This is a genomic window from Dietzia sp. IBK-p2-15D (assembly GCF_057773105.1).
Window position 1 is genome coordinate 50,957 of record NZ_JBYMTK010000002.1, and the last position, 25,191, is coordinate 76,147.

The window sequence follows — 25,191 nt, forward strand, 5'->3', positions numbered from 1 at the left end:
ACCCGGCCCACGTCAGTCGATGAACTGCGCGATCGTCTCGATCTCCTCCACCGACCGGGCGGTCACCACGAGCATCGTGATGCCGGCGGCCTCCCATTCGGCGATCTGCGAGCGCACCGAGTCGGCGTCGCCGATGATCGCGGTGGCCTCGACCATCTCGTCCGGCACCGCGGCGGCCGCCTCCTCCTTGCGCCCGGTGCGGAACAGTTCGGTGATGCGGTCCACGTCGTCGCCGAAGCCCATGCGACGGAACGCCTCGGCGTGGAAGTTCTTCTCCTCGGCTCCCATCCCGCCCGCGTACAGGGCGGTGAACGGCTTGTAGGCGTCGAGGACGCCGCGACGGTCGTCCGTCACATGGAGTTGGCACAGGAAGGCCACCTCGAAGTCCTCGCGCGTGCGCCGTGCGCCGGGTCGCGCGAACCCCTCGTCGAGCCACGAGTTGAACTCGTGAGCGGTCCGCGGCGACGCCAGGAAACCCAGCCAGCCGTCGGCGATCTCGGCCGCCAGGGCGACGTTCTTGGGCCCCTCGGCTCCCAGCCAGATCGGCACGTCCTCCCGCAGTGGATGCAGGATCGACTTGAGCGGTTTGCCGAATCCGGAGGCGTCCGCGCCCCGGTAGGGCAGGGCGTAGGCGGGCCCGTCGGAGGTGACGGGCGCCTCGCGGCGCAGGACCTGGCGGATGATGTCGATGTACTCGCGGGTCCGGGCGAGCGGCTTGGCGAACGGCTGGCCGTACCACCCCTCCACCACCTGCGGCCCGGACACACCCAGCCCCAGAGCGAAGCGCCCGCCCGACAGGTGATCGAGGGTCATGGTGCTCATGGCGGTGGCCGTGGGCGTCCGCGCGGAGAGTTGCACGACGGCCGTCGACAGCCGGATGCGCTCGGTGAGCGAGCCGTACCAGGCCAGCGGCGTGAAGGCGTCCGACCCCCAGGCCTCGGCGGTGAAGACGGTGTCGAACCCCGCCCGGTCCGCCGCCACCACGAGGTCGGCGTGATTGGTGGGCGGCTGGGCGCCCCAGTATCCGAGTTGTAGCGCGAATTTCATGCGCATCAGTGTGACCCACGCGCTGGCCCGTGGTGTCCCGCCCGGGGAAACCCACACAACCCGCGGTGGAACGTGTTCTACTCGAGGGCGTGACATCAAGAGAGATCGTTGTCGATATCACCCCACCGGACGAGCCCGTACTGTCGGCGTCCCTGGCCCCGTCGTTCGACTACACACGGTCGACCGGCCCGGTGCTGGGAGCGTTCTTCACCGGCCTCCGCGATCGACGCCTGGTCGGTAACCGCGATTCGGCCGGCACCGTGCACCTGCCGCCGGTCGAGTTCGACCCCCACACACGCCGGGCCCTCACGGAGACCGTGGAGGTGGGTTCCGGTTCCGGGATCGAGGGCCTCGTCGTCGTATGGACCTGGGTTCCCGAACCCACCGAGGTCAACCCCCTGGACTCCCCGTTCGCGTGGGCGCTGGTGCGGTTCGACGGCGCGGACACCGCCATGCTCCTGCCCCTGGCCGCCGACGGCCCCGACGCGGTGAGTACCGGGATGCGCGTCCGGCTGCGGTGGGCCGCCGAGCGCACCGGGACCATCCACGACATCGCGTGCGTGGTCCCCGCCGACGCCCCGGTCGACGCCGGTGTCGACGACGACGAGGTCCCGCAGCAGACCGACGACCCCGTCACCATCGTGGTGACGCCGATCGGACTGTCGGTCACCCATACCGCCGGACCCGCCGAGAGCGAGTACCTGCGCGCGATCGTGCAGGGCAAGGTGCTGGGGCGGCGCCGCTCCAACGGCCCCGAGGTCTACGTGCCACCGCGCGACTACTGCCCGTCCGACGGCGTGGCCATGGGCGAATACGTGGAGGTGTCCGACATCGGCACGGTGACCACGTTCGGCATCGTCAACGTGCCGTTCGCCGGTCAGCAGATCAAGCCTCCGTACGTCACCGCCTACATCCTGCTCGACGGTTCCGACGTGCCCATCCAGCACCTGGTGCTGGGCTGCGAGGCGTCCGAGGCGCGGATGGGGATGCGCGTTCGCGCCGTGTGGACCCCCGAGTCCGAGCGCCCCGCCTCGATGAAGGCCATCGCGCACTTCGAGCCCACCGGCGATCCCGACGCCGACCCCGACACCTATGCCGATCACCTGTAGAGGACACCACCCGTGACCCCCAACGCTCCCCGGGACGTGGCCGTCGTCGGATTCGCCCACGCCCGCCACACCGAGTCCACCTTCGGCACCACCAACGGTGTCGAGATGCTCGCCCCCGTCTTCGCCGAGTGCTACCGGCAGACCGGACTGGACCGCACCGACATCGAGTTCTGGTGCTCCGGCTCCTCCGACTACCTCGCCGGCCGCGCCTTCTCGTTCATCTCCGCGGTCGACTCGATCGGCGCGGTCCCGCCGATCTCCGAGTCGCACGTCGAGATGGACGCCGCCTGGGCGTTCTTCGAGGCCTATCTCAAGATCGCCTCCGGACAAGCCGACACCGCCTTGGTCTACGGGTTCGGCAAGGCCTCGGCCAGCACCGACCTCGACTCCGCCCTGGCGCTGCAGCTCGACCCGTACACCGTCGCCCCGCTGTGGCCCGGCCGGCACCACGTCGCCGCCCTGCAGGCCCGCGCCGGCATCGACGCCGGCCGGTGGTCCGAGGCGGAGATGGCCGCCGTCGCCGCCCGCGCGACCGGCCGCGACGAGACGGACCTGCTCGCCGAGCCGTACGTGGCCGACCCACTGCGTCAGCACGACTGCCCGCCCGTCACCGACGGCGCCGGCGCGATCATCCTCGCCTCCGCCGACCGGGCCCGCGAGCTGGTCGACACCCCGGCGTACATCACCGGGATGGAACACATCGCCGACTCCGCCGAGTTCGGCGCCCGCGACCTCACCGACTCCCCGTCCGCCCGCGCCGCCGCCGTCCGCGCGACCGGTTCGTCCGGGGACCGCCCAGACCTCGGCGGCGTCTCGGTGGCCGAGCTCCACACCCAGTACACCCACCAGGAGCTCCTCCTGCGCGGCGCGCTGGGCATCTCCGACGACGTCGCCGTGACCCCGTCGGGCGGCTCCCTGCTCGCGGACCCGCTGTTCAGCGCGGGCCTCGAGCGCATCGGCTACGCCGCGCACAGCATCTGGGAGGGCCGCTCCGAGCGCGCGCTCGCCCACGCCACCAGCGGCCACCTGCTGCAGCAGAACCTCATCTGCCTCCTGGAAGGACGCACCGCATGAGCGCCCCCGCATCCGGAACCCACGGCTCCGGTCTGCCCGCCGCCGTCCTCGGGACCGGCCAGACCCACCACGTCGCCCGCCGCACCGACATCTCCATGGCCGGGCTCTGCCGCGAGGCCATCGACGCCGCCATGATCGACGCCGGGGTCGGCTGGGACGACATCGACGCCGTGATCGTCGGCAAGGCCCCCGACCTGTTCGAGGGCGTCATGATGCCCGAGCTGATGATGGCCGACGCTCTCGGCGCCGTCGGCAAACCGCTGCTGCGCGTCCACACGGCCGGGTCCGTCGGCGGCTCGACCGCTGTCGTCGCCGCGTCCCACGTCCAGTCCGGCCGCTACCGCCGGGTGCTGGCAGTGGCGTGGGAGAAGCAGTCCGAGTCCAACGCCATGTGGGCGCTCAGCCTGCCCGTGCCGTTCACCGCGCCCGTCGGGGCCGGCGCGGGCGGCTACTTCGCCCCCCACGTGCGCTCCTACATCCGCACCACCGGGGCGCCCGAGCACGTGGGCGCGATGGTCGCGGTCAAGGACCGCCTCAACGGTTCGGTCAACCCGCACGCCCACCTCAAGCAGCCCGACATCACGATCGACAAGGTGCTGCAGGGACAGATGCTGTGGGACCCCATCCGGTTCGACGAGACCTGCCCCTCCTCCGACGGCGCGGGCGCGATAGTCATCGGCGATGCCGAGGCGGCCGAGGCCGTGGAGTCCGCCGGCCGACAGGTCGCGTGGGTCCACGCCACCGCGCTGCGCACCGAGCCCGGGACCTTCGCCTACCGCAACTACCGCAGCCCGCAGGCCGGCCGCGACGCCGCCGCTGCTCTGTGGGCCGAAGCCGGGATCACCAACCCGGCCGAGGAGATCGACGCGGCCGAGATCTACGTGCCGTTCTCCTGGTTCGAACCCATGTGGCTGGAGAACCTCGGGTTCTGCGCGGAGGGCGAGGGGTGGCGCATGACCGAGTCCGGCGCCACCGCGCGCGACGGCTCCCTGCCGGTCAACCCGTCCGGCGGCGTGCTGTGCTCGAACCCCATCGGCGCGTCCGGCATGCTCCGGTTCGCCGAGGCCGCCCGTCAGGTGATGAATCGAGCGGACGAGCACCAGGTCCCCGGCGCACGCAAGGCCCTGGGCCACGCGTACGGCGGTGGATCCCAGTACTTCTCCATGTGGGTAGTGGGGACCGACCGTCCGGAGCGTCACTCATGAGCAACCCCTATCTGGACGACGACGGGCAGTACCGCCCGCTCGAGATGAGCGACGCAGCGCTGGCGAGTCCCGCCTACGCCGCCGCGCGCCGCTCGTGGGCCGCGACCAACACCGGCGACCGCGACGCCTGGATCGCCGGCTGGAACCCCGAGGGCACCATCGAGGATCCCGTGGGTCCGTCGATGTTCGACGCCGAGGGTATCGGCCACACCGGCACCCAGCGGCTCCTGGAGTTCTGGGAGAAGGCCGTGGCCACCCCGGATCACATCGAGTTCCGGTTCGACCGCGGGATCGCTGCGGGCGACGAACTCCTCTGCATCGGTACAATGCACACCCACATGGGCTCCAGCATCATGGAGATCGACATCGCCGTGGACTACCGCGTCGACTCGCAAGGCCGGCTCGTGAACCTTCGCGCCTTCTGGGAACAGGACGTGGCCATGGCCTCAGGACTGCGACCGCTGACCGACGACGACCGGGCAGCCATCGCCGGCGCCGCAGGAAAGAGCGAGTGACCATGAGCCGCGTAGCGGACGTCGAGTTCTCCGTCCCCGTCTCCTTCTCCCCCGTCGACCAGTACCTCGACATCGCACGCGGCGCCGAGGCCGCGGGCATCGACCGGATTGTCCTGCCCGACTCGCTGTTCCACCCGCGGCGTCAGGACAAGGACTACCCGTACACGCCGGACGGCTCCCGGATGTGGGACGAGAACACCGAATGGGTGGAGCCGCTCATCGCCTGCGCCGCCATGGGCGGGGCGACCTCCCGGATCCGCTTCTGCCCTCAGGTGCTCAAGGTGGGCCCGCGCAACCCCCTGCTGCTCACCCGGCAGGTGGGCTCGGTCGCGTTGCTCACCGGCAACCGGCTGGACCTCGGCGTGGGCATCGGCTGGGACCCCAACGAGTTCGAATGGTGCGGCGCGCCGTTCAAGGGGCGCGGCAAACGCACCGACGAGTCACTGGCCATCATGCGAGAAGGCCTGCGTGGCGAGTGGATGGAGTTCCACGGCGAGCACTTCGACTTCGACGAGCTCATCTTCACCCCGGCGCCGTCCGAGCAGGTCCCCTTCTACGTGGGTGGCCACACCGAGATCGCGCTCAAGCGCGCCGCCCGCGTCGGCCAGGGCTGGACCAGCGCGATGATGGGGTTCGACGACATCGGCGCCACCGTGACCCGCCTGGGCGAACTGCTCGAGGAGCAGGGGCGCTCGCTGGCCGACCGCGGCGACGGCAAGCGCTTCGCCATCCAGGTGGTGTGCCTGGACCGCTACGGCTCGAAGGGCTTCGCCGAGCTGGCTGCGGCCGGTGTCACCGACATCATCGTCATGCCGTGGCTGATCGAGGGCCACGGGTACGACTGCACGGCCGAGCAGAAGATCGAGTCGATCGCCCGCTTCGGCGAGAAGTACGGCCTCACCGGCTGAGCACGCAGCGTCACCCCCGCACGCCCACCGACCCTGCGCCCCGGCCCCCGATCTCCCGGGGCCGGGGCGCTCCGGTGCGTACGTCCCTCATGCCGGCAGATGCGCCGCGATGTCGTCCAGACAGGCGAGGATCGCGCCGTGCGTGTCCTGCGTGGCCTCGAGGTGCATGAGGTGTCCCGCCGGCGCCGTGATCGCGCGGACCATCCGCACGTCGTCGTGGTAGCGGCCGAGCTTGGTCAACGGGTCGCGGCCGTGGAAGCCCTCGAGGTCCGGGTCGTGCTCGGAATAGAGGAAGTAGAAGGGCACGGGATTGGTCCGCCGCGCGAACCCCTTGCGCGCGTGCCAGCTGACGTCCATCGCCCGGTACCACTGCAGTGGCCCCGCGAACCCGGTGCGCGCGTACTCCTCCTCGTAGGTGTCCATCTCCTCGACCGACAGCCACGGCCACGGCAGCGGTGGCGCCTCGGGCAGCGCGTCGAGATAGGTGGAGCCGGGCGGATGCTGCCACACGTCGAGGTAGTGATAATCCGCCGACAATGCCCAGAAGACGCGGGTGAGGAACTCACGCTCGCGCCCCGCCAGGTCGGCCTCGGCCACACCGGGCTGCGCGAAGTAGTGCAGGTGGAGGAAGTGCTTCCGCGCCATCATCGCCGACCCCTCCAGGGGCGGGACCGACCCGGCGGTGCTCATGAACGGGTTCTCCATCCCGATCACCGCGCGGACCCGCCCGGGTTCGAGGTGGCACGTGTCGTAGGCGACGCCGGCGCCGAAGTCGAAGCCCACCAGTACCACCCGGCCCGCGTCCTCGGCATCGCAGACGGCCACCACGTCGTCGACGACCTCGCGCGGGGCGTACGCCGCGACGTCCGTGGGCGCGTCCGACCCACCCATCCCGCGCAGATCGGGGGCGATGACCCGCCAGCCCGCCGCGGTCAGGTCGGGGATCAGGCGGTGCCACGTGAACCAGAAGTGCGGGAAACCGTGCAGGAGAACCACGGTCCCGGGGCCGTCGCCGGTCGGCGCCGTGGCGGACCGGGGGTCGGGGTCGGCGACCACGTAGTGCAGTCGGACGCCGTCACGGTCGACGGAGCGGTGGTCGATCATGGTGATCACCTTGCCTGTTCGATGGGGCTGACGGGATCGGTTCGGGGTGTGTGCGAGGTCTGTCGACGACGCCGACGACGACGAGGTCACCCCTCCCCCGAGACGAGAGCCCCGGCCCGGCCTGCGGAACAGGCGGGACCGGGGCTGACCGGCCGGGGGCCGGGTCTGGCTGCTCGCTGTGTCAGGCTCGCGGTGTCAGGCTCGCTGTGTCAGGTCAGTGCATGACCGGGCACTTGAAGTCGACCTTCCAGTCCTGGATCGCGTTGAGCCAGCCCGAACGCAGACGCGTCGAGTCCCCCAGCGAGGTGATGTCCGGCATGTGATCGGCGATCGCGTTGAAGATCAGCTCGATCTGCAGCTTGGCCAGGTTGGCGCCGATGCAGTAGTGCGGGCCGTTGCCGCCGAACGTCAGGTGCGGGTTCGGGTCGCGGGTGATGTCGAACGTGAACGGATCGGAGAAGACGTCCTCGTCGAAGTTCGCCGAGCCGTACATGATCGCGGCACGGTCACCCTTCTTCATGGTCACCCCGCCGATCTCCACATCCTCGGTGGCGGTGCGCTGGAACGAGGTGATCGGGGAGGCCCACCGCAGGATCTCGTCGTAGGCGGTCGCCGGGCGTTCGCGCTTGAACAGCTCCCACTGGTCGGGGTTCTCGAGGAACGCGATCATCCCGTGGGTCGTGGCGTTGCGGGTGGTCTCGTTGCCCGCCACCGCGAGCAGGACCACGAACCAGCCGAACTCGTCGGAGGTGAGCTTCTCGCCGTCGACATCGGCCTGGATGAGCTTGGTGACCAGGTCGTCACGGGGGTCGGTCTCGCGCTTGGTGGCCAGCTCCTGGGCGTAGGAGAGCACCATGGCGTTGGCCGTCTGCGACTCCTCGACCTTGCCGGGGACGTCGTAGCTGGTCATCTGGTTGGACCACTCGAAGATCTGGTGACGGTCCTCCAGCGGGATGCCGATGAGCTCGGCGATCGCCTGGAGCGGGAGCTCGGAGGCGACGTCGACGATGAAGTCGCCGCTGCCCTTCGCCGCCGCGGTCTCGACGATGTTCTTGGCCTTCTCGGCGAGGTGCTCGCGCATCTTCTCGATGTTGCGCGGGGTGAACCCCTTCGAGATGATCCGCCGGTACTTCTTGTGCTCCTCGCCGTCCTGGTTGATGAACAGCAGGCGGGTGAGCTCGACGATCTCCCGCTCGGTGCCGGGGGCGAAGCGCGGGATGGCGGTGTTCTCGAAGGTGGAGAAGACCTCGTTGGTCCGGCGCGAGATCTCCTTGACGTCCTCGTGCTTGGTGACGACCCAGTAGCCGTCGTCGTCGAAACCGTCGACCCCGGGGTCCTTGGCGCACCACCAGATCGGCTCGGTCCGGCGGAGGTGGGCCCACTCGGGATGCGGTAGGCGCTTCTCGTAGAGCTCCGGATCCGTGAAATCGAACCCCTCGGGAATGGTGACTGGCTGCACTGGCACTCCTTGACCACGTCTGATTGCGTCTCGTGCTCGAACGGCGCCGGGACATCTCTGCCCTCACCCCGCAATGTAATCTAGAACACGTTATAGGCACCATACTGGAACACGTTCACTTCTGGGTCGTCGTTCCTGATCGCCCGGAGCGCCCGGTCGCCCCCCGCACCGCGAACTCGGAATCCCCCGCCGGGTGACGTAAACTAGAACTCGTTCTAACCTTGCTTCCAAAGGAGCGCATCCATGGGAAATCCCGTCATCGTCGAGGCCGTCCGGACCCCGATCGGAAAGGCTCGCGGCGCACTGTCGGGCCTGCACCCCGCGCACCTGCTGGGGGCCTCGCAGAAGGAGGTCATCCGGCGCGCCGGGATCGACGCCGCGCTCGTCGAGCAGGTCGTCGGAGGGTGCGTCACCCAGGCCGGCGCCCAGGGGAACAACGTCACCCGCGGCGCCTGGCTCGCGTCGGGACTGCCGTGGCAGACGGCGTGCACGACCATCGACTGCCAGTGCTCGTCCGCGCAGCAGGCCAATCACTTCATCGCCAACCTCATCCACGCGGGGGCGATGGACGTCGGGATCGCGTGCGGCGTCGAGTCGATGAGCTGGATCGCGCTGCGCGCCGCCGTCGGCGACGGCTCCAACGGGATGCCGCGCCCGGACGACTGGGACGTCGACCTGCCCGACCAGTTCACCGCGGCCGACCGGATCGCGAAGCGCCGCGGGTTGAGCCGCGCCGACCTCGAGGAACTGGGTGTCCGGTCCCAGGCCAACGCGAAGCGCGCGTGGGAGGAGGGCCGCTTCGATCGCGAGACCTTCGCCGTCGACGCCCCCGAGCGACTCAAGGACGGCACCTACACCGGCGAGACGGTGACCGTCACCCGCGACCAGGGGCTGCGCGACACCACCGCCGAGACCCTCGCCGGCCTCAAGCCCGTCATGGAGGGCGGGCTCCACACCGCCGGCACCTCCAGCCAGATGTCCGACGGCTCGGCCGCCGTCCTGCTCATGGACGAGGACGTGGCCAGGGCGCACGGACTGAAGCCGCGGGCACGGATCGTGCACCAGGCGCTCGTCGGAGGGGAGCCGGAGTACCACCTCGACGGGCCGGTCCAGGCCACCCAGCGGGTACTCGACCGCTCCGGCATGTCCATCTCGGACTTCGATCTCTTCGAATGCAACGAGGCGTTCGCCTCCGTGCTTCTAAGCTGGGCGCAGGTGCACGGGCCCGACATGGACAAGGTCAACGTCAACGGAGGGGCCATCGCGATCGGCCACCCCGTCGGAAGCTCCGGCTCGCGGCTCATCACCACCGCCCTGCACGAGCTCGAGCGCACGGACGGCGAACGCGCCCTCATCACGATGTGCGCGGGAGGCGCCCAGGCCTCGGCGAGCATCATCGAGAGGATCTGACATGAGCAACGCCATCGAGACGGCCGCGAACCGCCGGCGGGAGGTCTTCGCCGCCGTGTCGTCGGCCGACGGCCCCGAGGACGCGGTCCGCGCCATCGCGAGCCTGCTATCGGTGTCCCCCGACGAGGCGGGCGAGGTCCTGCGGGCCCCACTCGAGGCGTTCGCCGGCTCCCCCTCCGGAGGGTCGGCCGGAGGGGCCGGACAGGGCTTCACCCTCCGGCCTTTCACCGAGTCCGAGGAGCACACGTCCCTCTATCACGCACGCTCGTCCGATGAGACGTCCGCGACCGGCGGGACCTGGGACCGGGAGAAGACCGAGCAGGAGTTGCGGAACGGTCTGGACCGTATCGAGGCCGAGTCGGCGATGTGGTTCGTGGCGGTCGACACCGACCGTGACGCGCCCATCGGGCTCGTCTTCGGTGAGCAGATCGACAACGGCGACGTCGATGTGGCCATCTGGATCCGCCCCGAGGAGCGCAAGAAGGGCTTCGGGCTCCGGTCGCTCAAGGAGAGCCGCCGCGAACTCGCCGCGTTCTTCCCCGGCAAGCACCTGATCGTCCGTGCACCGATGGCCGGTAACCGGTGAGCGGAGCCGGTCCCACGCCCGAGACCGGCGTCGACGACCCGAGGCGGGGCGCGCCGTGGGTCGTGGGCGTCATCAAGGTGATGTCGCGGGTCAACACGTGGGCGTACCGGGTGTCCGGCGGGCGGATCGGCGGATCCTGGCGGGTGGGTTCCGCGCTGCGGGCCCCGGTGCCCGTGTGCCTCGTGACGACGACCGGCCGCAAGTCCGGCGAGCAGCGGACAGTGCCGCTGCTCCACCTCCCGGACGGGGACCGGGTCCTGCTCGTCGCTTCACAGGGCGGCCTCCCCAAGCATCCCCAGTGGTACTACAACGTGCTGGCCGACCCGAACGTCACCGTCCAGGTGGGTCGCCGTCGTCGCGCGATGACGGCGAGGGAGGCGACCCCGTCCGAGCGCGCCGAGTTGTGGCCCAGGCTCGTCGAGCGCTACGCGGACTTCGCCGACTACCAGTCCAACACCAGCCGGGTCATCCCGGTCATCATCTGCGAACCGCGGGCCTGACGCTCGCCCCCTGTCGGAGAGGCCGGGCCCATCCCCCTCGGGACGGGCCCGGCCTTCTCTGCATGAAGGAGGACCTCGCGAACCCGGCCCCGCCGCGGCTACTCCGACAGTGTTCTTCCTTTCCGGTTGTTTCTTTCCGCTAAGAATCTGCACATCACTCGATATTATAAGCCTGCTTTTATAATATGAGTCACACTAGTAACAAAACCTGAGCAAAACCTTGACGCCTCCGACATCTCAGAGCATTCTTATCTGCGTCACTACAGCGGACCGAGCACGACAAGGTTCCACACGCGGCCCCGAGGGGCCGCTCTCACCGAAAGGCCCTCACCCATGAAGAAGTTCACCAGGGCCGCCGCGATCGCAGCGACGGCCACCATTGCCCTCTCCGGGGCCACCGGCACCGCCAACGCCCAGAGCGGCGACAGTTCCTTACCGGGCGGGGTGTCACCGGGCAGCGTCATGGACTGGATCGGAAACAACACCCCCCTCGGCGGTTTGGTCAGCGCCCTCACCGGATCTGCCGGCCAGGCTGCCGGATCGGGGGGCGACGTGGCGGGGGGGTCGGGCGAGCTCAACCCTCTCGCAGGCTCCGAGGCTTTCAACTCCTCCGAACTCCCCGACCTCAGCGTCTCCCCGCTCGATGGCTCCTCCGAGCTGCCCGACCTCAGCGTCAGCCCTCTCCAGGGTTCAGCGGTCCTGCCCGGATCCTCCGGGATCCTCACCGGATCCGAGGGCCTGCTCGACGGGTCAGCGGCGTTCACCTCCTCCGACCTCAGGCCGCTCACCGGCTCCCAGGGCATGGGTTCCGAGGGCATGGGTTCGACCGAGATGTCCCCGCTGTCCACCGAGCTGAACTTCCTCGGCGGGTCCGCGGCACTCCCGCCGCTGTCATCCAACTTCCCCGACGGGTCAACCGAGGGAATCGGCGGGTCAGCCGAACTCGTCGGTGAGGGCATCGCGGGGTCATTGACAAACGGTTCGGCCGGTGACGTCACGGGCCCGCTCGGCGGCTCGATCTCCGACGGCGGTTCGCTCGCGCCGATCGTCGGTTCCGTCGCCGACTGTGGCATCTGCGAGGCGGTCTCGGGGTCGATCACCGGCACCTCGGGCTCGCTCTCCGATCCCGAGTCGGGCCTCCTCGGCTCGCTCACCGGTAACGGCGGCTCGACCGGCGGCAGTGCTGAGGTTCTCACCGGGTCCTTCGGCGACCTGACCGACGTCAACGGTTCCCTCACCTCGCTTACCGGCTCGCTGGAGAACGGCTCCCTGATGAGCACCGCGTCCACCAACACCGGCTCGACCGTCGGACAAGGTGCGTCGCTGGAGAGCCTGGCGAGCCTCGGCGAGAGTGGTGCGGGAAGCCTTCTCCCGGTGCTCGCATTGTCGGCCTCTGCCGGCGCCGCCGCGCTCGCCGCGGGAGTGGCCAACGGGACGATCATGCTGCCGCCGTTGCCGTTCCCGCTGCCGATGCAGATCGCCGGGCTGCCCGTCCTGCCGGACAACGGCCGGGGCTGACCCGGAGCACCCGTCAAGACTGAAGTCGAGAGCCCCGCACCGGGCAGGTGCGGGGCTCTCGCCGTGGTTTACCGGTAAAAGTGTCAGCGCGCCCCGTAGACGGGCACCGGGGTGGGCGACTCGTCGAGGAGACGGGGCACGACCGACCCCAGCTCGGCGGGATCCCACTTGGCACCCTTGTCCTCGGAGGCGGCGCGCTGCCACCCGTCACAGACGGTCACCTTGCCGCCCTCGACCTCGAACACGCGGCCGGTCACCTGCGCCGACTCCTCGGAGCCCAGCCACACGACCAGCGGCGAGATGTTGGCCGGGTCCATGGCGTCGAAGGACCCGTCCTCGGGCGCGGCCATCTGCGAGGCCATTCCCTCCCCCGCGGAGGTGGTCATGCGGGTCCGCGCGGCCGGAGCGATGGCGTTGGCGGTGACCCCGTAGCCCTTCATCTCGGCCGCGGTCTGGATGGTCAGCAGCGCGATGCCGGCCTTGGCCGTGGCGTAGTTGCCCTGGCCCACCGATCCGAACAGCCCGGCGCCGGACGAGGTGTTGATGACCCGGGCCTGGCGCGGGCGCCCGGCCTTGGACTCGGCGCGCCAGTACTCGGCGGCGTGCCGCAGCGGCGCGAAGTGGCCCTTGAGGTGGACGTTGATCACGTTGTCCCAGTCCTGCTCCCCCATGCCGACGAGCATCTTGTCGCGCAGGAAGCCGGCATTGTTCACCAGGACGTCGAGTCCGCCGAAGGTGTCGATGGCCTGCTGGACGAGCTCGCGGGCCCCCTCCCACGAGGAGATGTCGTTCCCGTTGACCACGGCGTCGCCGCCGGCGGCCTTGATCTCGGCGACGACCTGCTCGGCCGGGGACTCCCCGACGTTCGATCCGTCGAGACCGGCCCCGAGGTCGTTGACCACGACCTTGGCGCCCTCGGCGGCGAAGGCCAGCGCGTGTTCGCGGCCGATCCCGCGGCCGGCGCCGGTGACGATGACGACGCGTCCGTCGCAGATTCCCATGGTTCTTCTCCTTGTTCGTGGGTGGTCAGTGCTTGTTGTCGGCGGTGGACGCCGAGAGGAACGCGGGTTTCTCGCCGCCGCCGTGGACCAGCAGCTCGGCCCCGGTGATGTACGCGGCCAGGGACGAGGCCAGGAATGCCGCGGCCTGGCCGACGTCCCGCGGGTCCGCCATCCGGCCCATCGGGATCGTCGCGTCGACGGCCGCCACACCGTCGGAGTCCCCGTAGTGCATTTCGGCCAGTTCGGTCTTGACCGGACCCACCACGACGGAGTTGATCCGGACCGCGGGCGCCCACTCCACCGCGAGTGACTGCGTGAGCGAATCGACGCCCGCCTTGGCCGCCCCGTACGACGCCGTGCCCGGTGACGGCCGGTGCCCCGAGACGGACGAGATGTTGATGATCGCCCCACCGGTCGGCTGCATGACCCGGTTGGCCTCCTGCGCCACGGTCAACGCCGACAGCAGGTTGAGGGCGACGATCTTGGCGTGGAAGTTGGCGCTGGCCTCCGCCGCGAGGGCGAACGGTGCGCCCCCGGCGTTGTTCACCACCACGTCAAGCCGTCCGTGGTCGGCGACGATGCGGTCGACCATCGCGCGCACCGCATCGGCGTCGCGGAGATCGACCGAGTGGAACTCCAGATCGGCCACGTCGGAGCCCTCATCGGCGGGCCGGCGCGCGCAGGTGACGACCACCGCGCCGGCCTCCCGGAAGACCCTGCTGATGCCGGCGCCCACGCCGCGTACGCCCCCCGTGACGAGGACGACCTTCCCCGCCAGACCCAGATCGATGTTCGTCATGCGTGCTAGCCTACCAAGCAAGCGTTTGGTTAGTCACTGTGCCGTCCAAGACGGCGGTGGCGTCGGAAGGAGCTCCATGGGCATCAACGTCGACAAGGGCGCAGACGGGATAGCCACCGTCACGGTCGACTACCCACCTGTCAACGCCATCCCGTCCGCGGGATGGTTCGAACTCGGCGAGCAGATCCTCGCCGCGGGCCGCGACCCCGACGTACACGTCGTGATCCTCCGGGCCGAGGGCCGGGGATTCAACGCGGGCGTCGACATCAAGGAGATGCAGGACTTCGAGGGGTTCGACCACCTCCTGGCCGCCAACCGCGGCTGCTACGTCGCGTTCAACGCCGTCTACGAGTGCGCGGTCCCCGTGATCGCCGCGGTGAACGGGTTCTGCGTGGGCGGCGGAATCGGCCTGGTGGGCAACGCCGACTGCATCGTCGCCTCCGACGACGCGGTGTTCGGCCTGCCCGAGGTGGACAGGGGGGCGCTCGGCGCCGCCACGCACCTGGCCCGGATGGTCCCCCCGCACATGATGCGCACCCTGTACTTCACCTCGCGCAACGTCACGGCGCAGCAACTCCACTCGTGGGGCACCGTCTACAACGTGGTCCCCCGCGACCAGCTGGACGCCGCGGCACGCGACCTCGCTGAGACCATCGCGGCCAAGGACACGCGGGTCATCCGGGCGGCCAAGGAAGCCATCAACCACATCGACCCGGTCGACGTGAAGTCCTCGTACCGCATGGAGCAGGGTTTCACGTTCGAACTCAACCTCGCCGGCGTGGCCGACGAGCACCGCGACGAGTTCGTCAAGACGGGCCAGAATCTGGACAAACGAGACAAGCGATCCGAGAGGACGGGCGAGAACAAGTGAGCAGCACCCCCACCCCGCGCGACAAGCGCACCAGCCTGGACGAGGCCGTCTCACGCCTCTCCAGCGGCATGACGATCGGCATCGGCGGCTGGGGTTCCCGACGCAAGCCGATGGCCTTGGTTCGCGCGATCCTGCGCCGCGAGGACCTCACTGACCTCACCGTCATCACCTACGGCGGCCCGGACCTCGGCCTGCTGTGTTCGGCCGGCAAGGTCTCCAAGGCCTACTACGGCTTCGTCACCCTGGACTCGGCCCCGTTCTACGACCCGTGGTTCGCCACGCGCCGCACCGAGGGTTCGATCATCTCCCGCGAGATGGACGAGGGCATGGTGCGCGCTGGCCTCACCGCCGCCGCGCAGCGCCTGCCGTTCCTGCCGACCCGCGCCGGCCTCGGCTCGGACGTCTTCCGGTTCTGGGGCGACGAGCTCAAGACCGTCGACTCGCCGTACCAGGTCGACGGCAAGACCGAGACCCTCGTGGCGATGCCCGCCCTGCGCATGGACGCCGCGCTGATCCACCTGGACAAGGCGGACAAGCACGGCAACGCCGCGTTCACCGGCGCCGACGGGTACTTCGACGATCTCTACGCCATGGCCGCGGACACCGTCCTGCTCGAGACCGACGAGATCGTCGACTCCGCGGACACCCTGATGAACGAGGTCGGCCCGCAGCGCATGCTGCTCAGCCGCATGTTCGTCGACACCGTCTCCGAGGCTCCGAACGGCGCCCACTTCACGTTCGCGGGTGGCTACGGCCGCGACGAGGCGTTCCAGAAGCACTACGCCGCGTCCGCGAAGGACGAGACGTCGTGGAAGGCGTTCGTCGACGAGTTCCTGTCCGGGTCCGAGGAGGACTACCAGAAGGCCGTCACCGCGTTCGCGGAGAAGGTCGCTGCCGAGAAGGCCGCCCAGAAGGGAGCCAAGTGATGTCCGACGTCACCACCGAGTCCGCCACCACTCAGTCCATCAGCAGGGCCGAGTACTGCGCTGTCGCCTGCGCGGAGATCTTCGCCGGCGCCGGTGAGATTTTCGCCTCGCCGATGACCCCGATGGCCACCATCGGCGCGCGTCTGGCCCGGCTCACCACAGAACCGGACCTGCTCATCACCGATGGTGAGTACCGCTTCCTCGGGCAGACCCCGCCGCTGGGCAAGACCATCGACTTCGAGGGGTACATCCCGTTCCCCCGCGTCTTCGACGTCCTGCAGGCCGGCACCCGCCACGTGGTGATGGGCGCCAACCAGATCGACCGCTTCGGCAACCAGAACCTCTCCGCGTTCGGTGACGACGTGCAGAAGCCCACCCGCCAGATGTTCGGCCTGCGCGGGGCGCCCGGCAACTCGATCAACCACGCCACCAGCTACTGGGTGGGCAAGCACTCCTCGCGGGTCTTCACGGCGAAGGTCGACGTCGTCTGCGGCGTCGGTTATGACCGCTACACCGAGGGTGACCCCGCCTTTCGTTACCACCACATCCACCGGGTGGTCTCCAACCTGGGCGTGTTCGACTTCGGCGGCGCCGACCACAGCATGCGCGCGGTCAGCCTGCACCCGGGCGTGACCGCCGACGAGGTCGCCGAGAACACCGGTTTCGAGATCGAGGGCCTGGCCGACGCCGCGGTCACCCGCGACCCCTCGGCAGAGGAGCTGCGCATCATCCGCGAGGTGTTGGACCCGCGCGGGTTCCGCGACCGCGAGGTGCCGGCCGCATGAGGGCCCCGACACTGTCCACCGCCTTCACCGAGCTCGTCGGTGTCGAGTACCCCATCGTCCAGACGGGCATGGGCTGGGTCTCCGGACCCGAGCTGACGGCGGCCACGGCCAACGCCGGCGGACTGGGGATCATCGCCTCGGCAACCATGACCTACGCCGAGCTCGAGGACGCCATCGTGCGGACCACGAAGCTCACCTCCAAGCCCTTCGGCGTCAACCTCCGGGCCGATGCCGAGGACGCCGCCGAGCGGTGCGAGTTGATGATCCGTCACGGGGTGAAGGTCGCGTCGTTCGCCCTCGCGCCCAAGCCGGAGTTGATCGCCAGATTGAAGGAGAACGGCCTCGTCGTCGTCCCCTCCATCGGGGCGGCCAAGCACGCCGTCAAGGTCGCCTCCTGGGGCGCCGACGCGGTGATCGTCCAGGGGGGTGAGGGCGGTGGCCACACCGGCCAGGTCGCCACCACTCTGCTCCTCCCCAGTGTCATCGACGCCCTCGGTGGCGCGGGGAACACCTCGATCCCCGTGGTCGCCGGCGGCGGGTTCTTCGACGGCCGCGGCCTGGTGGCTGCTCTGGCGTACGGCGCCGCGGGCGTCGCGATGGGCACCCGCTTCCTGCTCACCAGCGACTCCCGGGTCCCCGACGCGGTGAAGAAGCAATACCTCGAGCGCGGGCTCCAGGACACCGTCGTCTCCACCCGTGTCGACGGCATGCCGCACCGCGTCCTGCGCACCGGCCTGGTCAACGCCCTCGAATCGGGCAGCCCCCTCAAGGGCATGGCCGCCGCCGTCCAGAACGCCAATAAGTTCAAGTCCATGACCGGCATGAAGTGGCAACAGCTGGCCAAGGACGGCCTCAACATGAAGAAGGCGTCCGACCGGACGTGGCAGCAGATCGTCATGGCCGCCAACACCCCGATGCTGCTCAAGGCCGGGCTGGTCGAGGGCAACACCGAGGCCGGAGTCCTGGCCTCCGGACAGGTCGTGGGCATGATCGACGACCTGCCGAGCTGCGACGAGCTGATCCAGCGGATCATGACCCAGGCGCACGAACGGCTGGAGGCACTCCGGGAATCGAGCTAAAGAGGGGCACAAATAATACACGGGGATGTGAGCAGGGTTCCGCTAACGTGATCTATCTCATAGCATGAGGGTGTCCAATAGGCAGCGGGCCGCCCCCGCGCATGTGTAGGAGGACCCTCATGACTGCTCCCCGAACCGCCGCCCGGACGGCCACCGTCCTCGGCGCGGCCACCGCTCTGACCCTCGCCGGGGCCGGGGTCGCCATGGCCACCACCATCTCTCCCGACGTCAACAACCAGACCGGCACGGTGTCCGTGACCTTCGCACTCGAGGAAGGCGAATCCTCGGACCTGTGCGGGGCCGTCCTCGCCCCGGCCGCCTCGGCTCCCCGGGTCGCAGCGGAACTCGCCGGAGGCGACCTGCAAGGCATCCTGCGACTGTTCGCCGATGACCCCCACGTCATCACCTTGGAGGCCGGGCGATTCGTAAGAATCCCGTTCGTGGCGATGTCCCGGGGCTTCCTGGGCTCTCCCACCGGGACCGTCTCTGCGAACGACGTCCCGCCGAACGTCTACGCACTGGTGAGCATCTGCCTCTCGGATCGGGAGAACCCCGAGTTCACGCCCGTCGTGATGGGCAATCCGCTCGAGGCCGCCCAGGGCAGCGCCGAGACGGGGTCCGCCGAGCTCGAGATGTTCGTCGAGGATCTCTGGGAGGAGTATGGAAGCTGAAACCGACACGCACACAGGCGCCCGGCCGGAGTCCCCGGCCGGGCGTCGTTCTGTCGCATTCTCCCCTGCTCACGCCTGGCCGCCCCCTTGAAATGCGGCTCGTTGATCGCAGGGTGCGCAAACCATTCAATCAGCTCTTACTCAGGAGTTTCTTGGTCTAGCGTGTGACGCGCGTCCGCACCCGGCGGCCCCGCTCTTTTCTTCCCCCAGGAGACCCCATGACCATTCCCCGCACCGTCGGCCGCGCTGCCGTCGTCCTCGGAGCCACAGCCGCCCTCACCGTCGCCGGAGCCGGCGTCGCCATGGCCACCACGACCGACACCGCCACCGACGGCAACACCGTCTCCGTGACGTTCACGCTGGACGGGGACGGCATCATCGACGGAGATGCCTGCGGTGCGCTCCTCGCGCCGACCTCGACTGCCGCCGCTCTCGCCGGAGAACTCGCGACCGCCACCTCCACGAACCTCCTGGCCACCCTGCAGGACGTCAGTGACGCCCCGGGGGTCGAGCTGCTGACGTCTGAGACGCTCGATTCCCCGGCCGTGCTCCTGGGGACCTTCGCCAATCTCGGTCTGGAGTCGGCCACCGTTTCCGCCACCGTCGACTCCAACGTCTACGCGCTGGTCACCTACTGCGCCTCCGATGACGCGCCCGGGATCAACCCGTTCCTCATCGTCGGCGACCCTCTCGAGGCAGTGATGGGCAGCGTCGCCTCCGGCAGCGAGGGCGACCTGCTCGGCACCGCATCCGCCGTGCTCGGCGGAGCCGGCGGCGAGGCCGAGGGCGAGCTCGACCTCGCGGTCCTGTCCTCCGCGCTCGGCGAGACCGATACCGGGAACTGACCCCTCACCGCGTCGGCGCGCCGACGCCATGAGACGGGCCCCGCACCAGCCGGTGCGGGGCCCGTCTCGTCCTCGGGGTCAGCGCCGTCAGCCGTCCAGGCGCTCGATGATCGTCACGTTGGCGGTGCCGCCGCCCTCACACATGGTCTGCAGGCCGTAGCGGCCGCCGGTGCGCTCGAGCTCGTTCAGCAGGGTCGCGAACAGCTTGGCGCCGGTGGCGCCGAGCGGGTGGCCCAGTGCGATGCCGCCGCCGTTGGGGTTGACCCGGGCGGGGTCGGCACCGATCTCCTTGATCCACGACAGGACGACGGGGGCGAAGGCCTCGTTGATCTCCACCACGTCGATGTCGTCGATCGTCAGGCCGGTCTTCTCCAGCGCCCACCTCGTGGCCGGGATGGGTGCCGACAGCATCATCACCGGGTCGTCGCCCCGGACGGTGAGGTGGTGGATGCGGGCGCGGGGCTTCAGGCCGTACTTCTCGACCGCCTGAGCGGAGGCGAGCAGCCCCGCGGAGGCGCCGTCGCAGATCTGAGAGGCCACGGCGGCGGTCAGCGACCCGCCCTCGACCAACACGGGCAGCGACGCCATCTTCTCGAGGGTGGTCTCGCGGGTGGTCTCGTCGGCCTCGAGGCCGGCCATCGGCACGTATTCGCCCGCGAACCGCCCCTCGGCGATCGCGGCGCGGGCCCGGGTGTGGGACTGCAGCGCCCACTCCTCCATCTCGCGGCGGGAGATGTCCCACTTGTCGGCCATCATCTGCGCGCCGTTGAACTGCGAGATCTCCTGCGAGCCGAAGCGCTCGACCCAGCCGGTGGAACCGGTGAACGGGTCGTCGAAGCCGTACTCGCGGCCGGCGAGCATGGCCGAGGAGATGGGCAGGGCGCTCATGTTCTGCACGCCACCGTAGAGCACCACGTCCTGGGTGCCGGACATGATCGCCTGCGCACCGAAGTGGATGGCCTGCTGGCTGGACCCGCACTGGCGGTCCACGGTGGTGCCGGGCACGCCCAGCGGCATCCCGGCGGCGAGCCAGGCGGAGCGCGCGATGTTGCCGGCCTGGGGGCCGATGGCGTCGACGCAGCCGAAGATCACGTCGTCGACGACCTCCGGGTCGATGCCGGTGCGCTCGACGACCGCCTTGATGACGTGCGCGCCCAGATCGGCCGGGTGCTGTCCGGACAGACTGCCGCCGCGCTTGCCGACGGGCGTCCGGACGGCGTCGATAACGTAGGCCTCGCGGCCGGTCACGCTGGTCATATGTCTCCTCGGGAAGGGGTGGGAAGGTCAGCCGACGGCCAGGCCGTCGAGCACGATGTTGAGGTACTGGTCCGCGATGGCCGCGTGGTCGTTCTCGTCGTCGGGCCGGTACCAGCGCACGGCGACCCATACGGTGTCGCGCAGGAAGCGGTAGGTGAGCCTCACGTCGAGGTCATCGCGGAACTCGCCGGTTGCCATCCCCCGCGTCAACACGTCGGTCCACATCTCGCGGAACTCGGTGTTGCGCTCGCGGAGGTAGTCGAATCGCGAATTTCCCCGCAGGTGCTTGAGTTCGTCCTGGTAGATGGCGACCTCGTTCCGGTCGCGGTGGATAGCCTCGAACGAGGCGCGGACCAGCAGTTCCAGTGTCTCCCGCGGGCCGAGGCCGGCTTCTACGATTCGACGGTATTCGCCGAAGAGTGCGTCGAGGAATCCGCGGAGGATCTCGTCGACGATCGCCTCTTTCGACGCGAAGTGATGGTAGAGACTTCCCGACAGGATCCCGGCGGAGTCCGCGATGTCGCGGACGGTCGTCGCCCTCAGTCCACGCTCGGCGAAGAGCCCGGCCGCGATCGACAGCAGCTCCTCACGCCTGGTCGTACTCGTCATGCGCCCATCCTACCAACCAAGCACTTGCTAGGTACCGAGACCGTGTTCGAATGATGATCTGCCGGGACGTGGATGGGCGCGCCTAGACTGCCCGGCATGCGCTCCACCATCACCTCCCCGTCCCGCCGTCACGGCCGTAGGGTCCTCGCGGCGTCGGCGTCACTCGGCCTCGCCCTCGCCCTCTCCGCCTGCACGATCGGTGGGGGCGACGACGGCGAGGGCGGCGCCTCCCCCACCACCGCGGCGGCCGGGTCCGCCGAACCTGAGGAGCCCGGCGACGCGGGATCGACCCCGCCGGCGTCAGAGGTCGAGCAGCTCGTCCTCACCGCAGAGGACGCCCCGGAGGTGGGTCTGCAGCCCGTCCCCGCCGATGAGATCGCCGGAGGGATGGATGCCCTCGGCGCGTTCACCTCCGACGTCCGGGTCGAGCCGGAACAGTGCGCCGACCTCAGCCAGGACGGGTTGGGCGCGCAGTCGGAGCCGGGCGCGATGGCGATCCAGGCCGGCCAGCTCCGCGACACCTCGATCGCCGTGGCCGTGACCCGGGTGACCGAGGGGCTGCCCGCGCGGGCCCAGCAGATCATTGACTGCCCGGTCATGACGGTGACGTTCCCGCTGCAGGGCGAGGAGATGGTCACCGAGGCGACGAACTCGCTGCTCGACGTCGATGCGCCGGAGGGGGTCGAGGACTTCGCGGCCGTGGTCCAGGACAACTCGATGGACATGATGGGGCAGACGATCCGGACCTCGAACGTGATGATCACGGGAGTCGTCCGAGGGCTCGGCATCTCCGTCACCGCGTCCGGCACCGACGGGCCGATCTCCGACGAGGCCCGGGACACCGCCCTCGGGCTCTTCGCCGCGCAGGCCGAGAAGGTCCGGAACGCCTGACCCGCGGCGTCCGTCAGGCCCGCTGCGAGGAGATGGAGACGACCTCGCCGGTCAGGTAGGTCGTGTAGTCGCTGGCGAGCATGGCGATGGTCGCGGCGACCTCCCACACGTCGGCAGCGCGGCCGAAGGCCTCCTTGGCGGCGAGTTCGTCGAGCAACTCGGACGACGCGGACTTCTCGAGGAACTTGTGGCGGGCGATGGACGGGGCGATCGCGTTGATGCGCACGCCGTAGTCTGCGCCCTCGATGGCCGAGCACCGGGTCAGCGCCATGACGCCGGCCTTGGCCGCCGCGTAGTGCGCCTGCGCCCGCTGCGCGCGCCAGCCGAGCACCGAGGCGTTGTTGACGATCACTCCGTTGTGCGGCACGTCGCGGAAGTACCGCAGCGCGGCACGCGTCGCGCGGAAGGTCCCGTTAAGGGTGATGTCCAGGACGCGGTCCCAGTCCTCGTCGGCCATGTCGACGAGCTCGGCCTCGCCACCGAAGCCGGCGTTGTTGACCAGCACGTCGATGCGGCCCAGCTTCTCCGCGGCCCCCGCGATCAACGCGTCGACGTCCGAGGTCGACTGGACGTTGCAGGCCAGCGCCTCGAACTGCTGGTCGGGGAACTCGGCGGCGAGCGCGTCGCGGGCCTCGCCCATACGCCGCTCGTGGAAGTCCGAGACCAGGACGTCGGCGCCCTCGAGGGCCGCGCGGCGGGCCGCGGAGAAGCCGATGCCGGTACCGGCGGCCGCGGTCACCACGACCTTCTTGCCCTTGAGCAGTCCGTGTCCGGGGGTCTCGGTGGGGACGACTGCGAGGGGGGATGTGCGCTCGGTCATGACGGCCTGGCCTCTCGGGGTAGTCCGAGCACGCGCTCGGAGATGATGTTGCGCTGGATCTCGTTGGATCCGCCGTAGATGGTGTCGGAGCGGGTGAAGAGGAAGAGTCGCTGCCACAGCGCCAACTCGACGTTCTCCGGGTCGCGGAGGTCGTTGGGGGCTCCCTCGGAGGTGTGGGTGGGCCCGGTGAGCGACCTGGCCCCCTGCACGTCCATCGCGAGCTCGCCGAGGTCGCGGTGCCAGTTGGCCCACAGCAACTTCGCCGCGGACGCGTTGCCGCCGGAGGAGTCGCGCTCGGCGAGGGTCCGCAGCGCATGGGCCCGGATCACCTTGAGCCCGATCCACGCCCGGGTGATGCGCTCGCGCACGGCCGGCACCTCGGCACTGCCGTTGGCGCGGGCCATGGCCACGATCTCGTCGAGTTCGCGGGCGAAACCGACCTGCTGGCCCAGCGTGGAGACCCCGCGCTCGAACTCGAGCAGGGTCATGGCCACCTTCCACCCGTCGCCCCGCTCCCCCACGATCATCCCGGCGTCGGTGACGGCGTCGTCGAAGAAGACCTCGTTGAACTCACTGGTGCCGGTCAACTGCTGGATCGGGCGGATCTCGACGCCGGGCTGGTCGAGCGGGACGAGCAGGAAGCTCAGCCCCTTGTGGCGGCTCGTGCCCACCTCGGTGCGGGCCACCACGAACACCCACTGACTGAGGTGCGCGAGCGAGGTCCACACCTTCTGGCCGTTGAGGTGCCACTTGCCGTCCTCACGGAGCTCGGCGGTGGTGGCGACATTGGCCAGGTCGGATCCGGCGCCGGGCTCGGAGTACCCCTGCGCCCAGAGCTCGGTCACGTCGATGATCCGCGGCAGGAACCGGTCCTTCTGCTCCTGCGTCCCGTGGGCGATGAGGGTCGGGCCGAGGAGCGTCTCGCCGAGATGCGACACCCGCGCCGGTGCGTCGGCCTTGGCGTATTCCTCGTGGAAGCGCACCTGCTGGCTCAGTGACGCGCCGCGTCCACCGTGTTCGACCGGCCAGCCGACGCAGGTCCAGCCGGCCGCCGCCATGTGCCGCTCCCAGGCGAGGCGTTGGGGGAAGAACTCGTGTTCGCTCCCCGGGCCGCCGACGCCCTTGATCTCGGCGAACTCGCCGACGAGGTTGGCGTCCAGCCAGGTGCGGAACTCCGCGGCGAACTCGTCATCGGTCATCTCCGACGCGGGCTTGCACTTCTCGGGTGCCGTGCTCTCGGTCATGGGGCCACACTACCAAGCACTTGCTTGGTTCGTGGGATCCGGCCTCCGCCCACGCCGCCATCGGTTTGGATGAGCCCATGACTCCCCCCTCGAAGCCCCTGGCCGGCAAGGTCGCCTTCATCACCGGAGCCGCCCGCGCCCAGGGCCGGGCCCACGCGGTCCGCCTCGCCTCGGAGGGCGCCGACGTCGTCGTCTCCGATGTCTGCGCGCCGGTGTCCGGGTCCGCCACCTACCCCGCCCCCACACCGCACGACCTGGGCGAGACCGTCCGCCTGATCGAGGAGACGGGTCAGCGCGCCCTCTCGGCGGTGCTCGACATCAGGGACCTGGGCGCACTGCAGGACCTCGTCGCCCGCACGATCGACACCTTCGGACGGCTGGACATCCTGGTCGCGAACGCCGCGGTCCTCAGCTGGGGCCGCCTGTGGGAGATGCCGGAGGACGACTGGGACACCGTCATCGGCGTCAACCTCAGCGGGACGTGGCGGACGATCCGCGCGGCCGTGCCGGCGATGATCGAGGCCGGCAGCGGCGGGTCGATCATCATCGTCAGCTCGTCCGCGGGCCTCAAGGCGACGCCCGGCAACGGGCACTACTCCGCCTCGAAGGCCGGCCTGGTGGCGTTGACCAACGCGCTCGCGCTGGAGGTGGGCGAGTTCGGCATCCGCGTCAACTCGATCCATCCCTACTCGGTGGCCACGCCGATGATCGATCCCGAGGGGATGGCCGAGCTCTTCGGCCGCTTCCCGTCGTTCCTCCACAGCTTCGCCCCGATGCCACTGAAGAACGCCCGGGTGGACGGCACGAGCACCCTTGCCGACTTCATGCCGCCCGAGGAGGTCTCCGAGGTGGTCTCCTACCTCGCCGGGGACGGGTCGCGATCGATCTCCGGGGTCCAACTCACCGTCGACCGGGGTGCGCTCAAGTACTAGCTCGACGCGCGGATCAAGAATGACCA

General features: G+C 69.7%; 26 protein-coding genes. 17 read left to right on the forward strand and 9 right to left on the reverse strand.

What is annotated here, in order from left to right; genetic code table 11:
* Positions 1-12: 12 nt before the first annotated feature.
* Positions 13-1,047, reverse strand: a complete 1,035-nt coding sequence (locus AC3DEV_RS03115; RefSeq protein ID WP_488371266.1) for an LLM class F420-dependent oxidoreductase — start codon at positions 1,045-1,047, stop codon at positions 13-15.
* Between the two features lie 89 nt (positions 1,048-1,136).
* On the opposite strand from AC3DEV_RS03115, the gene AC3DEV_RS03120 reads away from it, so the two are divergent.
* Genes AC3DEV_RS03120 through AC3DEV_RS03140 form a run of 5 tightly spaced genes read left to right on the forward strand, consistent with a single transcriptional unit; the run spans position 1,137 to position 5,858 of the window.
* A complete protein-coding gene (locus AC3DEV_RS03120) occupies positions 1,137-2,156 on the forward strand; it encodes a Zn-ribbon domain-containing OB-fold protein (RefSeq protein WP_488371267.1) in 1,020 nt (339 codons plus the stop codon).
* Positions 2,157-2,168: 12 nt separating this feature from the next.
* Entirely contained in the window at positions 2,169-3,230 is a 1,062-nt protein-coding gene (locus AC3DEV_RS03125; RefSeq protein WP_256820085.1) for a thiolase domain-containing protein, read from the forward strand.
* Positions 3,227-4,435, forward strand: coding sequence for a thiolase domain-containing protein (locus tag AC3DEV_RS03130; protein ID WP_488371268.1), 1,209 nt, complete (start codon positions 3,227-3,229; stop codon positions 4,433-4,435). The genes AC3DEV_RS03125 and AC3DEV_RS03130 overlap by 4 nt, the downstream gene beginning before the upstream one ends.
* On the forward strand, positions 4,432-4,950 hold the full coding sequence (locus tag AC3DEV_RS03135; protein WP_488371269.1) for a nuclear transport factor 2 family protein: 519 nt from the start codon (positions 4,432-4,434) through the stop codon (positions 4,948-4,950). Before AC3DEV_RS03130 ends, AC3DEV_RS03135 begins: the two co-directional genes overlap by 4 nt.
* A gap of 2 nt (positions 4,951-4,952) precedes the next feature.
* Positions 4,953-5,858, forward strand: coding sequence for a TIGR03619 family F420-dependent LLM class oxidoreductase (locus tag AC3DEV_RS03140; protein WP_488371270.1), 906 nt, complete (start codon positions 4,953-4,955; stop codon positions 5,856-5,858).
* Positions 5,859-5,945: 87 nt separating this feature from the next.
* On the opposite strand, the gene AC3DEV_RS03145 is transcribed toward AC3DEV_RS03140, so the two are convergent.
* Positions 5,946-6,962, reverse strand: coding sequence for an alpha/beta hydrolase (locus AC3DEV_RS03145; protein ID WP_488371271.1), 1,017 nt, complete (start codon positions 6,960-6,962; stop codon positions 5,946-5,948).
* Positions 6,963-7,176: 214 nt separating this feature from the next.
* Entirely contained in the window at positions 7,177-8,421 is a 1,245-nt protein-coding gene (locus tag AC3DEV_RS03150; protein ID WP_488371272.1) for a cytochrome P450, read from the reverse strand.
* A gap of 243 nt (positions 8,422-8,664) precedes the next feature.
* On the opposite strand from AC3DEV_RS03150, the gene AC3DEV_RS03155 reads away from it, so the two are divergent.
* From AC3DEV_RS03155 to AC3DEV_RS03170, 4 genes are all read left to right on the forward strand, one after another.
* Positions 8,665-9,831, forward strand: a complete 1,167-nt coding sequence (locus tag AC3DEV_RS03155; RefSeq protein WP_488371273.1) for a steroid 3-ketoacyl-CoA thiolase — start codon at positions 8,665-8,667, stop codon at positions 9,829-9,831.
* 1 nt (position 9,832) lies between these two features.
* Entirely contained in the window at positions 9,833-10,417 is a 585-nt protein-coding gene (locus AC3DEV_RS03160; protein WP_488371274.1) for a GNAT family N-acetyltransferase, read from the forward strand.
* Positions 10,414-10,917: a nitroreductase family deazaflavin-dependent oxidoreductase gene (locus AC3DEV_RS03165; protein ID WP_488371275.1), complete on the forward strand. Its 504-nt coding sequence runs from the start codon at positions 10,414-10,416 to the stop codon at positions 10,915-10,917. Before AC3DEV_RS03160 ends, AC3DEV_RS03165 begins: the two co-directional genes overlap by 4 nt.
* A 333-nt stretch (positions 10,918-11,250) precedes the next feature.
* Positions 11,251-12,435, forward strand: a complete 1,185-nt coding sequence (locus AC3DEV_RS03170; RefSeq protein WP_488371276.1) for a hypothetical protein — start codon at positions 11,251-11,253, stop codon at positions 12,433-12,435.
* Positions 12,436-12,518: 83 nt separating this feature from the next.
* On the opposite strand, the gene AC3DEV_RS03175 is transcribed toward AC3DEV_RS03170, so the two are convergent.
* Positions 12,519-13,436, reverse strand: coding sequence for an SDR family oxidoreductase (locus AC3DEV_RS03175; protein WP_120284548.1), 918 nt, complete (start codon positions 13,434-13,436; stop codon positions 12,519-12,521).
* A gap of 25 nt (positions 13,437-13,461) precedes the next feature.
* A complete protein-coding gene (locus AC3DEV_RS03180) occupies positions 13,462-14,235 on the reverse strand; it encodes an SDR family oxidoreductase (protein ID WP_396468033.1) in 774 nt (257 codons plus the stop codon).
* 76 nt (positions 14,236-14,311) lie between these two features.
* Here AC3DEV_RS03180 and AC3DEV_RS03185 point away from each other — a divergent pair, with 76 nt between their 5' ends.
* From AC3DEV_RS03185 to AC3DEV_RS03210, 6 genes are all read left to right on the forward strand, one after another.
* Positions 14,312-15,106, forward strand: coding sequence for an enoyl-CoA hydratase family protein (locus AC3DEV_RS03185; RefSeq protein ID WP_109148489.1), 795 nt, complete (start codon positions 14,312-14,314; stop codon positions 15,104-15,106).
* Entirely contained in the window at positions 15,103-16,032 is a 930-nt protein-coding gene (locus AC3DEV_RS03190; RefSeq protein ID WP_488371277.1) for a CoA transferase subunit A, read from the forward strand. The genes AC3DEV_RS03185 and AC3DEV_RS03190 overlap by 4 nt, the downstream gene beginning before the upstream one ends.
* Positions 16,032-16,817 carry a CoA-transferase subunit beta gene (locus AC3DEV_RS03195; protein ID WP_488371278.1) on the forward strand — a complete coding sequence of 262 codons (786 nt, stop codon included), beginning with the start codon at positions 16,032-16,034 and terminating at the stop codon, positions 16,815-16,817. The genes AC3DEV_RS03190 and AC3DEV_RS03195 overlap by 1 nt, the downstream gene beginning before the upstream one ends.
* Positions 16,814-17,896 (forward strand): NAD(P)H-dependent flavin oxidoreductase, encoded by a 1,083-nt coding sequence (locus AC3DEV_RS03200; RefSeq protein ID WP_488371279.1) that lies wholly within the window; start codon positions 16,814-16,816, stop codon positions 17,894-17,896. Before AC3DEV_RS03195 ends, AC3DEV_RS03200 begins: the two co-directional genes overlap by 4 nt.
* Before the next feature lie 119 nt (positions 17,897-18,015).
* Positions 18,016-18,567: a hypothetical protein gene (locus AC3DEV_RS03205; RefSeq protein ID WP_488371280.1), complete on the forward strand. Its 552-nt coding sequence runs from the start codon at positions 18,016-18,018 to the stop codon at positions 18,565-18,567.
* Positions 18,568-18,785: 218 nt separating this feature from the next.
* Entirely contained in the window at positions 18,786-19,412 is a 627-nt protein-coding gene (locus AC3DEV_RS03210) for a hypothetical protein (protein WP_488371281.1), read from the forward strand.
* 87 nt (positions 19,413-19,499) lie between these two features.
* On the opposite strand, the gene AC3DEV_RS03215 is transcribed toward AC3DEV_RS03210, so the two are convergent.
* The gene (locus AC3DEV_RS03215) at positions 19,500-20,669 is read right to left on the reverse strand and encodes an acetyl-CoA C-acetyltransferase (protein WP_488371282.1); all 1,170 of its coding nucleotides are present in this window, start codon (positions 20,667-20,669) and stop codon (positions 19,500-19,502) included.
* Positions 20,670-20,696: 27 nt separating this feature from the next.
* Positions 20,697-21,278 (reverse strand): TetR/AcrR family transcriptional regulator, encoded by a 582-nt coding sequence (locus tag AC3DEV_RS03220; RefSeq protein WP_488371283.1) that lies wholly within the window; start codon positions 21,276-21,278, stop codon positions 20,697-20,699.
* A 96-nt stretch (positions 21,279-21,374) separates the two neighbouring features.
* Here AC3DEV_RS03220 and AC3DEV_RS03225 point away from each other — a divergent pair, with 96 nt between their 5' ends.
* A complete protein-coding gene (locus AC3DEV_RS03225) occupies positions 21,375-22,169 on the forward strand; it encodes a hypothetical protein (RefSeq protein WP_488371284.1) in 795 nt (264 codons plus the stop codon).
* A 13-nt stretch (positions 22,170-22,182) separates the two neighbouring features.
* Here AC3DEV_RS03225 and AC3DEV_RS03230 read toward each other — a convergent pair whose 3' ends face one another.
* Positions 22,183-22,989, reverse strand: a complete 807-nt coding sequence (locus AC3DEV_RS03230) for an SDR family oxidoreductase (protein WP_488371285.1) — start codon at positions 22,987-22,989, stop codon at positions 22,183-22,185.
* Positions 22,986-24,233, reverse strand: a complete 1,248-nt coding sequence (locus AC3DEV_RS03235) for an acyl-CoA dehydrogenase family protein (protein ID WP_488371286.1) — start codon at positions 24,231-24,233, stop codon at positions 22,986-22,988. Before AC3DEV_RS03235 ends, AC3DEV_RS03230 begins: the two co-directional genes overlap by 4 nt.
* Before the next feature lie 77 nt (positions 24,234-24,310).
* On the opposite strand from AC3DEV_RS03235, the gene AC3DEV_RS03240 reads away from it, so the two are divergent.
* Complete coding sequence (locus AC3DEV_RS03240; protein WP_488371287.1) at positions 24,311-25,165, forward strand: mycofactocin-coupled SDR family oxidoreductase; 855 nt, start codon at positions 24,311-24,313, stop codon at positions 25,163-25,165.
* The last annotated feature ends 26 nt before the right edge of the window (positions 25,166-25,191 follow it).